Source organism: Thiemannella venezuelensis, assembly GCF_014203605.1.
GTDB classification, from domain to species: Bacteria; Actinomycetota; Actinomycetes; order Streptosporangiales; family Streptosporangiaceae; genus Planomonospora_A; species Planomonospora_A venezuelensis.
The window spans coordinates 73,262-86,032 of the sequence record NZ_JACHJJ010000001.1; the positions used below are offsets into that span (position 1 = coordinate 73,262).

General features: G+C 72.4%; 11 protein-coding genes and 1 tRNA gene. 7 read left to right on the forward strand and 5 right to left on the reverse strand.

Annotation, left to right across the window (positions count from 1 at the left end; genetic code table 11):
• Positions 1–193: 193 nt before the first annotated feature.
• The 3 genes from FHS22_RS00400 to serS all read left to right on the forward strand — a co-directional run bounded on the left by FHS22_RS00400 (position 194) and on the right by serS (position 4,084).
• Positions 194–1,540: a glycosyltransferase 87 family protein gene (locus FHS22_RS00400; RefSeq protein ID WP_338047536.1), complete on the forward strand. Its 1,347-nt coding sequence runs from the start codon at positions 194–196 to the stop codon at positions 1,538–1,540.
• 114 nt (positions 1,541–1,654) lie between these two features.
• Positions 1,655–2,575: a prephenate dehydratase gene (gene pheA, locus FHS22_RS00405; RefSeq protein WP_184937272.1), complete on the forward strand. Its 921-nt coding sequence runs from the start codon at positions 1,655–1,657 to the stop codon at positions 2,573–2,575.
• Between the two features lie 246 nt (positions 2,576–2,821).
• Complete coding sequence (gene serS, locus FHS22_RS00410; protein ID WP_184937274.1) at positions 2,822–4,084, forward strand: serine--tRNA ligase; 1,263 nt, start codon at positions 2,822–2,824, stop codon at positions 4,082–4,084.
• Positions 4,085–4,175: 91 nt separating this feature from the next.
• On the opposite strand, the gene FHS22_RS00415 is transcribed toward serS, so the two are convergent.
• On the reverse strand, positions 4,176–4,721 hold the full coding sequence (locus FHS22_RS00415; protein WP_184937275.1) for a TetR/AcrR family transcriptional regulator: 546 nt from the start codon (positions 4,719–4,721) through the stop codon (positions 4,176–4,178).
• A 68-nt stretch (positions 4,722–4,789) separates the two neighbouring features.
• Between FHS22_RS00415 and FHS22_RS00420 the strand changes: the two genes are divergently transcribed.
• Positions 4,790–5,974, forward strand: coding sequence for an FAD-dependent oxidoreductase (locus tag FHS22_RS00420; RefSeq protein WP_221473068.1), 1,185 nt, complete (start codon positions 4,790–4,792; stop codon positions 5,972–5,974).
• 121 nt (positions 5,975–6,095) lie between these two features.
• On the opposite strand, the gene FHS22_RS00425 is transcribed toward FHS22_RS00420, so the two are convergent.
• Positions 6,096–6,299, reverse strand: a complete 204-nt coding sequence (locus FHS22_RS00425; protein ID WP_184937277.1) for a cold-shock protein — start codon at positions 6,297–6,299, stop codon at positions 6,096–6,098.
• Positions 6,300–6,540: 241 nt separating this feature from the next.
• Between FHS22_RS00425 and FHS22_RS00430 the strand changes: the two genes are divergently transcribed.
• Positions 6,541–7,335 (forward strand): HAD family hydrolase, encoded by a 795-nt coding sequence (locus tag FHS22_RS00430; protein WP_184937278.1) that lies wholly within the window; start codon positions 6,541–6,543, stop codon positions 7,333–7,335.
• Positions 7,336–7,355: 20 nt separating this feature from the next.
• On the opposite strand, the gene FHS22_RS00435 is transcribed toward FHS22_RS00430, so the two are convergent.
• A complete protein-coding gene (locus FHS22_RS00435; protein WP_184937279.1) occupies positions 7,356–7,865 on the reverse strand; it encodes a bacterial proteasome activator family protein in 510 nt (169 codons plus the stop codon).
• Positions 7,866–7,930: 65 nt separating this feature from the next.
• Entirely contained in the window at positions 7,931–8,893 is a 963-nt protein-coding gene (locus tag FHS22_RS00440; protein ID WP_184937280.1) for an NAD(P)H-quinone oxidoreductase, read from the reverse strand.
• Positions 8,894–9,007: 114 nt separating this feature from the next.
• Here FHS22_RS00440 and FHS22_RS00445 point away from each other — a divergent pair, with 114 nt between their 5' ends.
• On the forward strand, positions 9,008–11,104 hold the full coding sequence (locus FHS22_RS00445) for a MinD/ParA family ATP-binding protein (protein WP_338047537.1): 2,097 nt from the start codon (positions 9,008–9,010) through the stop codon (positions 11,102–11,104).
• Positions 11,105–11,213: 109 nt separating this feature from the next.
• Positions 11,214–11,302: transfer RNA gene (locus FHS22_RS00450), tRNA-Ser, on the forward strand.
• 80 nt (positions 11,303–11,382) lie between these two features.
• Here FHS22_RS00450 and FHS22_RS00455 read toward each other — a convergent pair.
• Positions 11,383–12,768 carry a tyrosine-type recombinase/integrase gene (locus tag FHS22_RS00455; protein ID WP_184937282.1) on the reverse strand — a complete coding sequence of 462 codons (1,386 nt, stop codon included), beginning with the start codon at positions 12,766–12,768 and terminating at the stop codon, positions 11,383–11,385.
• Between the last annotated feature and the right edge of the window lie 3 nt (positions 12,769–12,771).

Sequence of the window (12,771 nt, forward strand, 5' to 3'; positions counted from 1 at the left end):
CGGAGAGCGGCCGGGCCGGGGCGGTGCCGGGTGACGCGGAGAGCGGCCGGGCCGGGGCGGTGCCGGGTGACGCGGGGAGCGGCCGGGCCGGAGCCGTACCGGACGGCCGGTGGTTCCCGCGTGCTGAGCTCATCCGATCCCCCGTATCCGTTCCCGCCGGTCTTTCCGGTCGTTCACGGTAGCCTGCCTCGTCGTGACGAGTGGCGAGGTGAGCGTGGGCGACCGGCCGGCGGGCGGGCGGGTGGCGGGCGGACGGCCGGTGTGGGTGTGGCCGCTCGCGCTGCTGATCGTCGCGGCGGCCGCGGCGCCCCTGGTGCTCCACTGGCTCGGCAACCCCGACGACCAGCGCCTGGTCGACCTGGACGTCTACCGTACCGGCGGGGAGATGGTCCTCTCCGGGCGGCCGGTGTACGACTTCTTCACGCCCGCGCCGCAGTTGCTGCCCTTCACCTACCCGCCGATCGCGGCGCTGCTGGCCGCGCCGCTGGCGGCGATGTCCTGGCCGGCGGCGCAGTGGGTGTGGACGGCGGGGATCTTCGCCACCCTGGTGGTCACCGTCGGGTACGGCTTCCGCGAGGCGCTCGCCCGCATCGGCCGCCCCGGCACGGCCGCGGGCGGGCCGGAGCGCGGCGGACCGGTCCCGCGGGTGCCGCGGCCGGTCTGGATGCCGCTGGCGTTCGCGTTCCTGACGGTCGCGTGCACCTACCTGATGCCGATCAGGGACCAGGTCCGCTTCGGACAGGTGGACATCCTGCTGGTCGCGCTCTGCCTGGCCGACTGCGCGGCGCGGCGGCCGGTGTGGCCGCGCGGCATGCTGATCGGGCTGGCCACGGCGGTCAAGCTCACCCCCGGCGTCTTCCTGATCTACCTCCTCGTCACCGGGTTCGGCCCCGGGGCGCGGGAGGAGCAGCGCAGGACCTTCTTCATGGCCGCCTTCACCGCCGCGCTGCTGACCCTGCTGCCGTTCCTGGTGATCCCGGCCGACGCCGCCGACTTCTGGTTCCGCGCGCTGCTCGACCCCGAGCGGCTCGGGTCCAACGCCGCGACCACCAACCAGTCGATGCGCGGCATGCTCATCCGGCTCTACCTGCCCGACACGCTGACCGGCCTGATCTGGGTCGCCCTGGTGGCGGTCGTCGGCCGGTACGGCTTCCTCCACGCCCGCCGGGCGCTGCTCGGCGGGGACGCGCCGACCGCCTTCGCCCTGGTCGGGCTGATGGCCGTGCTGCTCTCCCCGGTGGCCTGGATCCACCATCTGGCCTGGGTGGTCGTGGTGCTCGGCGCGATCGCGGGCGACGGGCGGGACCCGGTGCGGGTCCGGGTGGCGGCCGGGGTGTGGCTCTACTACGTGGTGCCGATCCCCTGGTGGGGAGTGGCGATCAGGGCGGCGGAGATCCCGGTCGTCAGCCCGGTGCTGGGCAAGATCGTGCAGAACGCGTTCGGGCTCGGCGCCCTGGGGCTGGTCTGGCTGCTCGGAGTCTGGCTGCCGAGACGGCGCGAGGCCTTCCGCGAGGAGGCCCTGCGGGCCGTGCCGTCCTGACCTGCGGGCTCCCGGGAGGCGTCTGCGGGTCGTCCCTTCCGCGGGGGAATTTTCCGGGCGCCGAGTGTGCCGTTCTGCGCGCACTTCCGGACACCCGCCGGATAACCTGGTGGTATGCCGAAACTCGCCTATCTGGGACCGGAGGGGACCTTCGCCGAGGAGGCCCTGCGGATCCTGGCGCCGGAAGCCGAGCGCCTGCCGAGCGCGAACGTCAGCGCGGCACTCGACGCCGCCCGGCGGGGCGAGGCCGACGGCGCCGTCGTCCCGCTGGAGAACTCGCTGGAGGGCGGCATCGCCACCACCCTGGACGAGCTCGCCTGGGGCGACCCGCTGCTGATCACCGCCGAGGTGCTGCTGCCGGTCGAGTTCTCGCTGCTGGCCCGCCCGGGCACCGAGATCGGGCAGATCAAGCGGGTCTTCTCCCACCCTGCGGCCCTCACCCAGTGCCGCGGCTTCATCGCCCGCGAGCTGCCGGACGCGGTGACCATCGCCGCCCCGTCGACCGCCGGGGCGGCCCAGGAGGTGTCCCTGCCCGCCTCGCCGTACGACGCGGCCATCGGCGCGCGCATCGCCGGGGAGCACTACGGCCTCGTCGAGCTGGCCGCGCGGATCGGCGACCGCTCCGACACGATGACCCGGTTCGTCCACGTGATCCGGCCCGCGCCCCTGCCCGAGCCCACCGGAGCGGACCGGACCTCCCTGGTGGTCTTCCTCTCCGACGACCACCCGGGCGCCCTGCTGGAGATGCTGACCGAGTTCTCGGTGCGCGGGGTCAACCTGACCCGCATCGAGTCGCGGCCCACCGGCGACGGCATCGGCCGCTACTTCTTCCACTTCGACTTCGAGGGCCACGTCGCCGAGGCCCGCGTCGGCGAGGCGATCTCCGGGCTCCACCGGGTCTGCTCCGAGGTCCGCTTCCTCGGCAGCTATCCGCGTGCCGACGGCGTGCCTCCTCAGGTCAAGCGGGGCACGGCCGACGCCGACTTCGCCGAGGCCGGCGACTGGCTGGCCAGGATCAGGACCGGGCTGGTCTGATCGCCGGGAATCCGGGAAATCATCAGAGAGCCTGAACGCAAGGCATCCGTGGCGCGTCCAACCTGATGAGGGAGGCGCCGTGGATGCCCGGCCGGGCGAGGGCGGGCCGGACGGACGGCGAGACCGGCGCCCACCGGGTCGCGGGCCTGAAGGCGCTGCGGTGGCGGGCGGGGCCCCCGAGCCGGGGACGCTCCGGTAGGCGGTATATCCGCGCGGGCGGGAGCCGTACGTCGGTACCCTGTCTCTGTGATCGACCTGCGTACCCTTCGTGAGGATCCCGACCGGCTACGGGCGTCGCAGCGTGCCCGCGGTGCAGACGACTCCGTCGTCGAGACGCTGCTCGACCTGGACGAGCGCCGCCGCTCCGCGCTGAGCTCGTTCGAGTCCCTGCGCGCCGAGCAGAAGACCATGGGCAAGTCCGTCTCGAAGGCTTCGGGCGAGGAGAAGGCGGCGCTGCTCGACCGCGCCAAGGATCTCGCCGCCCAGGTCAAGGAGCGGGAGGCCGAGGCGGAGAAGCTGGCGGCCGAGCTCGACGCGGTCCTGCAGACGGTGCCCAACATCGTCGAGGAGGACGCCCCGCACGGCGGCGAGGACGACTACGTCGTCCTGGAGGAGGTCGGCGAGAAACGGGCCTTCGACTTCGAGCCCCGGGACCACCTGGAGCTGGGCGAGCTGCTCGGCGCCATCGACATGGAGCGCGGGGCCAAGGTCTCGGGCGCGCGGTTCTTCTTCCTCAAGGGCGCCGGCGCCCGGCTCCAGCTCGGCCTGCTCAACATGGCCATGCAGCAGGCGGTCGCGGCCGGGTTCACACCGATGATCACCCCGGTCCTGGTGAAGCCCGAGGCGATGCAGGGCACCGGCTTCCACGTGGCCCACGACAAGGAGATCTACCGCCTGGCCGAGGACGACCTCTACCTGGTCGGCACCTCCGAGGTGCCGCTCGCGGCCTACCACGCCGACGAGATCCTCGACGCCGCCGCGCTCCCGCTGCGCTACGCGGGCTGGTCGTCCTGCTTCCGCCGCGAGGCGGGCTCGTACGGCAAGGACACCCGGGGCATCATCCGCGTCCACCAGTTCGACAAGGTCGAGATGTTCTCCTACTGCCGTCCCGAGGACGCGCACGAGGAGCACCTGCGCCTGCTCGCGTGGGAGAAGGAGATGCTCGCCAAGATCGAGGTCCCCTACCGGATCATCGACACGGCGGCGGGCGACCTCGGCACCTCCGCCGCGCGCAAGTTCGACTGCGAGGCGTGGATCCCCACCCAGGGCCGCTACCGCGAGCTCACCTCGACCTCCAACTGCACCGACTTCCAGGCCCGCCGCCTGGCCGTGCGCTTCCGCGACGCCGGGGGCAAGCCGCAGCACGCCGCCACGCTGAACGGCACGCTGGCCACGACCCGGTGGATCGTCGCCATCCTGGAGAACCACCAGCAGGCCGACGGCTCGGTCGTCGTCCCCGAGGCCCTGCGCCCCTACGTCGGCCTCGACGTCCTGGAGCCGGTCAAGTAGGCCCCGAGGCGGGGACCCGGCCGCTCAGGCCGGGTCCCCGCCGTCCCGCCGACCCGGCCCGCCGTACGGCCCGCTCGGAGCGGGGTCACGGTCACCCGACGAGGTAGCGCTGGAGGGTCGGGCCCAGCCAGTGCACGATCTCCTCGCGCGACATGGCGGCGACGGGGGGCAGGCGGAGCACGTAGCGGCACAGGGCCATGCCGAGCACCTGGGCGGCGGCGAGCCCGGACCGGAGGGGGACCTGGGCCGGGTCGTCGTGCAGCCCTGCGACCAGCGGGCCGAGCTGGTCCGCGAAGATCCCGCGCATGCGCTCGGCGACGGCCTCGTTGGTGACGCCGGTGCGGAGCAGGATCATCATGCCCTCGTCGTCCTCCCACCGGTCGAGGAAGTGGGAGATGAGGGCCGTCCCCACGGTCTCGCGCGGGAGCCCGGCCAGGTCCGGGAGGCGCAGGTCGACGTCGGCCGCGGCGGCGAAGAGCTTCTCCTTGCTGCCGAAGTAGCGCATGACCATCGACGGGTCGATCGCGGCGTCCGCGGCGATGGCGCGGATGGTCGCCCGTTCGTACCCGTCGGCCGCGAAGCGCTCGCGGGCCGCGGCCAGGATCAGCGCCTTGGTGTCCTCCGAGGATCTCCTCATGCCAACGATTGTAGGCCAACAACTGTTGACTTCGCCGCCCGCGAGGCGCAGAGTTATGCCAACAGACGTTGACCAACAAGCGTTGGCATAAATCATCGGAGGCCGAGATGCTCCCCACCCGTACGGACGTCCTCGTCGTCGGCGCCGGGCCCACCGGGCTCACCGTCGCGGTCTCCCTGGCCGCGCAGGGCCACGACGTGACCGTCGTCGACGACCAGGCCGCCGGCGGCAACACCTCCCGGGCCGCGGTGGTGCACGCCAGGACGCTGGAGGTGCTGGAACCGCTCGGCGTCTCCGCCCGGCTGGTCGCCCGGGGCATCCGGGCTCCCCGGTTCACGATCAGGGACCGCGACCGGGTGCTCGTCCCGGTCGAGTTCGGAGGCCTCCCGACCGCCTACCCCTACACGCTGATGATCTCCCAGGCCGAGACCGAGCGGATCCTCCTGGAGCGCCTCGCCGAGCTGGGCGGCCGGGTCGCCAGGCCGTACCGGCTGGAGAGGCTCACCCAGGACGGCGAGGAGGCCACCGCGGTCATGGCCGACGGGAGCACCGTGCGGGCGAAGTACGCGGTCGGCGCGGACGGCATGCACAGCACGGTCCGGGAGCAGGCGGGCATCGGCTTCACCGGCGGGCGGTACGCCGAGTCGTTCAGCCTGGCCGACGTCCGGCTCACCGGCGGGGTGCCCGCCGGGGAAGTGGTCCTCTACTTCTCGCCCGCCGGGCTGGTCGTGGTCGCCCCGCTGCCCGGCGGGATCCACCGGATCGTGGCCACCGCGGACGAGGCGCCCGCCGCGCCCGACGGGGCCTTCGTCCAGGCGCTCCTGGACGCCCGGGGACCGGAGCGGGAGCGGGCGGTGGTGCACGAGGTCGTCTGGGGCTCGCGGTTCCGGGTCCACCACCGGGTGGCCGACGCCTACCGGGCGGGACGGATCGTCCTCGCCGGGGACGCCGCGCACGTCCACAGCCCCGCAGGAGGCCAGGGGATGAACACCGGTATCCAGGACGCCGCAGTCCTGGGGGAGGCGCTCAGCGCCGCCCTGAAGGGCGCGGAGGAGGCCCTGGACACCTACGAGGCGGCCAGGCGCCCGGTGGCCGGGCAGGTGGTGGCGTTCGCCGGCCGCCTGACCGCCCTCGCCACCATGAACCGGCACGCCCGCCCGGCCCGCAACCTGGCCCTGCGGACCCTGGCGCGGATCCCGGCCTTCCGCCGCACCCTGGCCCGGCGGCTCTCGGGGCTGGTCTACCGGGTCTGAGCCTCGCCGGGGGCGGTCTGAGCCCCGCCGGAGGGTGTGAGCCCCGCCGGAGGGGTCGGAAAGCACGAAGGCGGGGTTCGCGCAAAGCGAACCCCGCCTCTGTGACCTAGTGGTCTATGCGTCAGATGCCACGGACCTGCGAGGCCTGCGGGCCCTTCTGACCCTGCGTGATCTCGAATTCGACCCGCTGGCCGTCCTCGAGGCTACGGTAGCCGTTGCCGACGATCTCGGAGAAGTGCACGAACACGTCCGGCGCACCGCCGTCCGGTGCGATGAAGCCGAAGCCCTTTTCAGCGTTGAACCACTTGACGGTTCCCTGAGCCATTAAAGCTCTCCCTCAGGATTTGAAACTATGGGATTCACACCTCGTGAACCCCCGTGTGTCGTACAGCGGGGCCCCGGGTGGCTCAGATCTAGCTCTGGTCATGCACTACGGGATCAGCTAATACAACGCCATCACATCTAACACTATCCCGCCTCCGCGTGTTCCCGCCATCGGGAAGATTCCTCTCCAAGCGATCCCGGGACTGGCGCGGCAGGCATCACAGTGCAGACTGGGACCTGTTATGGGAAGTCCCCGCCTTGTCGCCACAGACCTCGATGGTACCGCCCTGCGTTCGGACGGCACTGTCTCACCCCGTACCGCCGCCGCGTTCGCCCAGGTCGAGAGCGCCGGGGCCGCGCTGGTCTTCGTGACCGGCCGCCCGCCGCGGTGGATGCACACCGTCGCGGGAGCCGTACACCACCGGGGGCTGGCCATATGCGCCAACGGCGCCCTCGTGTACGACCTGCACACCGAGCAGATCGTGAAATCCCACCTGATCGAGCCCGAGGTGCTCGAAGAGGTGGTCAGGAGGCTTCGGGAGAAAGTTCCAGAACTTTCCTTCTCAGTGGAATACGAGGGCGGATTTGCACACGAATCGGACTTTCGGCTGGGCGGCTGGGACAGCAAGGCCGTCGCCGGGCTCCGCGTCGGCACGGCCACCCTCACCTCGCGCCCCTGCGCCAAGCTCCTGGCCCTGCACCCCCGGATGGATCCCGACATCCTCCACGCGGCGGTGTGCGGGGTGGTCGGAGACCTGGTCACGCCCACCCACTCCAGCGGCCGGGCGCTGATCGAGATGAGCGCCCACGGCGTGACGAAGGCCTCGGCCCTGGCCGAGCTCGCCGAGGCGCAGGGGGTCGCACCGGCCGAGGTGGTCGCCTTCGGGGACATGCCGAACGACCTGCCGATGCTGCGGTGGGCGGGGACCGCCTACGCGGTCGCCAACGCCCACCCCGAGGTGCTGGCCGCGGTGCACCACGTGACCGCGGCCAACGACGACGACGGGGTCGCCCGGGTCCTCGAAGAGATCTTCTGAGCCCGGGCGCCGGGCCGTGCTCAGAGGTAGGGCCCGGAGCTCCCCTGCTGGTGGCCCTCCTGGTGGAGGGAGGCGCCGCCGGGCAGCGCCCGCCGCATGTTCTCCAACTGGGCGCGGGCGGCCATCTGCTGCGCGAACAGCGTGGTCTGGATCCCGTGGAACAGCCCCTCCAGCCAGCCGACCAGCTGGGCGTGGGCGATCCGCAGCTCCGCGTCGCTCGGCGGGGCGCCGTTCTCCTCGGTGAAGGGGAGCGACAGGCGCTCCAGCTCCTCCACCAGCTCGGGCGCCAGGCCGTCCTCCAGCTCCTTGATGGAACTCTGGTGGATCTCCTTGAGCCGCTTGCGGCTGGCGTCGTCCAGCGGAGCCGCGCGCACCTCCTCGAGGAGCTGGCGGATCATGCTGCCGATGCGCATCACCTTGGCGGGCTGCTCGACCAGGTCGGTGATCGACCGCCCGTCGCCTTCCTCCTCGGGCTGCATGCCCTGGGGGCCCACGACCACGATGTGCGGGGTGCTCTCCTCAGCGTTCATGGAATCAACCTACTAACTGCCGCCCGGTGGTGGGGCGGTCCAGAGCGCGGACACGACCCCCGTGATCACAAGTCGTTCGTCAGCAGGACCTTCCCGACGTGCTCGCCGGCCTCCACGATCCGGTGCGCCCGCGCCGCCTCGCTCATGGGCACCCGCGCGTGCACCACCGGGCGGATCGCACCGGCGTCGAACAGCGGCCAGACGTCGTCCACGACACTGCGCACGATGGCGCCCTTCTCGTCGACCGGACGCGAGCGCAGCGTGGTGCCGTGCACCGAGGCGCGCTTGACGAGCAGCGCCCCCAGGTCCAGCTCGCCCCTCGTGCCGCCCTGCATCCCGATCACCACGAGCCTGCCGCCGGTCTTGAGGGCCTTCACGTTCTGCGCGAGGTACCTGCCGCCGATGATGTCGAGGATCACGTCGGCCCGGACCTTCTCCGCGAAGTCCTCCTCGCGGTAGTCGATCCCCTCGTCCGCGCCGAGCTCCAGGCAGCGGGCGATCTTCTCGGCCGATCCCGCGGTGACGACGACGCGCGAGCCGAACGCCTTCGCCAGTTGCACGGCGAGCGTGCCGATCCCGCTGGCGCCGCCGTGGACGAGCAGCGTCTCGCCCTTGCGCAGCCTCGCGGTCATGAACACGTTGGACCAGACCGTGCACGCCACCTCGGGCAGGCCCGCCGCCTCGACCGGGTCCACCCGGTCCGGGACGCGCATGACCTGCTGCCAGGGGACGGCGACGCGCTGCGCGTAACCGCCGCCGGCCAGCAGCGCGCACACCCGGTCGCCCGGCGCGAACCCCTCGACGTCCGCGCCGACCTCGCCGACGACCCCGGAGCACTCCAGCCCGAGGTACGGCGGGGCGCCGGGGGGCGGGTCGTAGAGGCCCTGGCGCTGCAGGAGGTCGGCCCGGTTGACCGCGGAGGCCGTCACATCGATGATGATTTCTCCCCGTCCGGGACGGGGGTCGGGAACCTCCCGCCAGGAGAGGACCTCGGGCCCGCCGGGCCTGTCAATCATGATGGCGTGCATGCGGTTCACGCTATCGGGGAACCCAACTCGGTGGTTGCCTGCATCGAAGAGAACACGGGGCGTTAATCTTCAATGTGTTTGCTGCCCCTTTAGCCCATCCCGAGGGGGAACACGGTGGCAAGACACGATCGTGAGGAATCTCTCGAGGAACAGCTCGCCTGGCTCGACGCCATCAAGGAGCAGGAGGAGGCACCCGTCGCGGTGACCGTCGCCGCAGCCGCGGCGACGGACGACGCCGTCGCATCGCCATATCCGCAGGACCCGTGGAGCCTGGTGCCCACGGAGCCCGACACCGCCTCGTCGTCGCTGTTCCGCACGGCCGCCGACTCCGAGCACGCCGCCGCGGGCACGTCCGTGACCGTCGCGGACCCGCCGGCGGACCGGGAGACGGAGGCCGCCGACGCGGCGGACGCGGCCGAGTGGACGGAGGCCGCGGAGGCGGCGAGTTCCTTCACGCTGCCCGCCATGCCCTCCCCGGAGGACAACGACGCCTTCCTGGCCCCGCTCAAGCCGCTGCCCCGCCAGGAGTCCGGTTCCCCGGACCCCGGCGGCTCCGGCACGGGCTTCGGCTCCGGGACGACCGGCGAGTACGCGCCGGGCTCCTCCGCCGGGCCGGAGCCGGCCCGGGGGCTGTTCGAGGAGCCCAGGCGCGGCGAGGGAGCGGGCGAGTCCTTCACGCTCCCCTCCGCCGGCCTGCCCGCTCCGGGCCCGGAGCCGTCCGGCCCCGGCGGGACCGAGCCCGCCGCCGGCCGCTTCACGCCCGGCGCGGAACCGGACGCCGTCCGCTTCGGCCCGGGTGACACCGACCCCGGATACAACCGGTTCGGCCCGGGTGACACCGATCCCGGATACGACCGGTTCACGGCCGGCGGCACCGAGACCTCCGGCTCCTTCCAGGTGCCCGGCTCCTTCGGGACGGACCGGCAGGGCCCGGCCGCGCCGCAGGAGCACTCCGCTCCCGGCGCGTTCGCCCCCGACCTCTCCGAGACCGCCAAGGTCTTCCCCCGCGGCGGGGACACGGCCGCCGAACCTGGTCGCGGCGGGATCTCCGAGCCCGATCGCAACGACACGATCGGAGCCGTCCGGGCGGCGGCCTTCGGCACGGCCCGGAACGCCCCTCCCGCCGCCGATGACCAGGGCGCGGCCGAGCCGGTGCGGGAGCCGTACCCGGACGCGGCCGAGCCCGTGCGGGAGCCGTACCAGGCGCGCCGCCGCCAGCAGCCTCCGGCGCCCGCCTTCGGCGCCCCGCCCCGCCGGCAGGACCCGGGCACCCCCCGGCCGTCGGCCGACAGCCTGGACCCCGAGTCGCTGCTCAAGGGCCGCCGCAACGGGCCCTCCGGCGGCTGGCGCAAGCTGATCTTCAAGGCCTCGGCGGGCCTGATCAAGCCCGGCGAGTCCCCCGAGGTCCGCCGCCGCGGGGAGCTGCTCACCCGCGCCCGGACCCCGGTGGCCACCGGTCACCACCGCGTCGCCGTGCTCAGCCTCAAGGGCGGGGTGGGCAAGACCACCACCACGGTCGGCCTCGGCGCCACCCTCGCCCAGCTCCGCGGCGACCGGGTGATCGCCGTCGACGCCAACCCCGACCGGGGCACCCTGTCGGACAAGGTCGAGCTGGAGACCGCCGCGACCGTCCGCGACCTGCTGAACGAGCGCGGCCAGATCAAGCGCTACGTCGACATCCGGGCCTTCACCTCGCAGGCCCCGTCCCGCCTGGAGATCCTCGCCTCCGACAGAGACCCGTCGGTGTCCGAGGCCTTCAGCGCGTCCGACTACCAGTCGGTGGCCCAGGTCCTGGAGAACTTCTACTCGATCTGCATCACCGACTGCGGCACCGGGCTGCTCCACTCGGCCATGTCCGGCGTCCTCGGCCTGGCCGACCAGCTCGTCCTGGTCAGCTCCCCGTCCGTGGACGGCGCCAGGGCCGCCTCGGCCACGCTCGACTGGCTGGAGGCCCACCACTACGAGCACCTCGTCCGCTCCGCCACGGTGGTGCTGTGCAGCGTCCGTCCCCGGTCGAAGTCCACCGTCGACCTCGACCGGCTGGAGGCCCACTTCGCCGCCCGCTGCCGCGCGGTCATCCGCGTGCCGTACGACCCGCACCTGGAGGAGGGCGCAGAGATCGACCTGGAGAGGCTGCAGCCCGCCACCCGCGAGTCCTACCTCCGCCTGGCCGCGTCGGTGGGCGACGGGTTCGCGCCCGTGTCCGCCTGAGTCCGGGTACGGCGTGGCGCCTCGTCCGGGAGATCCGGACGAGGCGCCACGCGGTACGGGTCGTGAGAGACTAGGGTGCAATCTGACGCGTCCCGCGGGCGCGTCACCAGGAGAGCTCGCCTAGTGGACGATGGCGGCGGTCTTGAAAACCGCTAGGCCGGGTGACCGGCCTCGTGGGTTCGAATCCCACGCTCTCCGCTGACCAGGGGAAACAGTCGGAGTCGGTTCCGGCGGCCATCGCCGGGACCCCCCGATGGGAACAAAATGGGAACACGGCGTCACGAGCTCGCCTCCTGAGCGCCCTTCCGCCCCGGCAGGAGCGCCACGACCTTCTCCGCCGCGTCGTCCAGAACGGCCTGGCGGACGTGCTGGTAGAGATCCCGCGTGATCGTGGTCGTGGAATGCCCGAGCTGCGCGGAGACGATCTTCACGTCCAGTCCGGCCTCCAGACCGAGTGAGGCCGCCGTGTGCCGCGCCTCGTGCAGCTTGATGACCGGAAGCCCGGTGTCCCGCGCGATCTGCTTGAACCGCTCCGTCACCCGGTCCGGCGGCAGAGGCCGACCATCGGGACGGGGGAAGACGAGGTCGTTGTCCTCGTAGCGGTCACCGGCCGCGAACCGCTCCCGGCGCTGGACCGAGTGGTGCGCCTTCAGCAGCGACACCGTATCTGTGTCCAGGGACACGACCCGGTGCCCGGCCCTGGTCTTCGGGGTGTCGATGACGATCCGCCCGCCGAGCTGCAGCACCGTCTGAGTGATCCGGGCGTGTCCGGTGTCCATGTCGAGGTCGCTCCACCGCAGGCCGCACGCCTCACCGCGCCGCAGCCCTCGGAGCAGGACGATGCGGTACAGCAGTCCGAGCGGGTCGTGTTCGGCGGCCTCCAGGAACATCCCGACCTGCTCGGGCGACCAGACCCGGGCCGGATCACGCTCCTCCGCCGGGAGCTCCACGCCCATGCACGGGTTGGACTCGACCATCCGCCGTTTCACGGCCCAGTTGTAGGCGTTGCGCAGCGTGGCGAAGATCCGGTGCTGGGTCGCGACCCCGGTGACCTTGTGGCGCTCGCGCACGTCCCCGGCCAGGTTCGGGACACGCTTCTCGGCGGCGGCCGTGCGGATCTCGGCGTTCCACTCCTCGATCGTGTCGAACATCCCGTCGATGTGGGCGGCCCGGAGGCGGTCACGGGAGATGTCGCCGAGCTGGGGGATGAGGTAGTGGTCCAGGTGCTGCCGCCAGCCGCGCCTGGTCGACTCCTTCTTCGCTCGCTTGGAGGCGTACCAGTCCTCCAGCAGATCGGCGACGGTGCCGACGGAAGCGGTCAGGTCGAGCCCGAGCTTCAGCTTGCGCCGGACCTCCTCCACGTCGGGCAGTTCCTGGCCGTGCTTGGTCGCGAAGATCAGGTCGCCGATCTTTCGGCGGGCCGTGTCGTCGTCCCGGGCGAGCTGCACTAGATCCCGTACGCGGCCGAACGCCTGCTCTGCGGCGGTCTGCGTCGCGAAGCCGAACCGCTTGAGCTGGCGCGCGGCCCGGTCGGTCGTGTCGAGGCGGGTCGTGAAGCCGTGCGTGCCGTGTCGGCGCTTGGTGAGCTCCGGGCACTTGGAGTCGAGTGGCTTGCCCGTCTCGGGATCCTTGCAGCCGCAGCGCTTGGAGTAGGACGCCTTCATCTT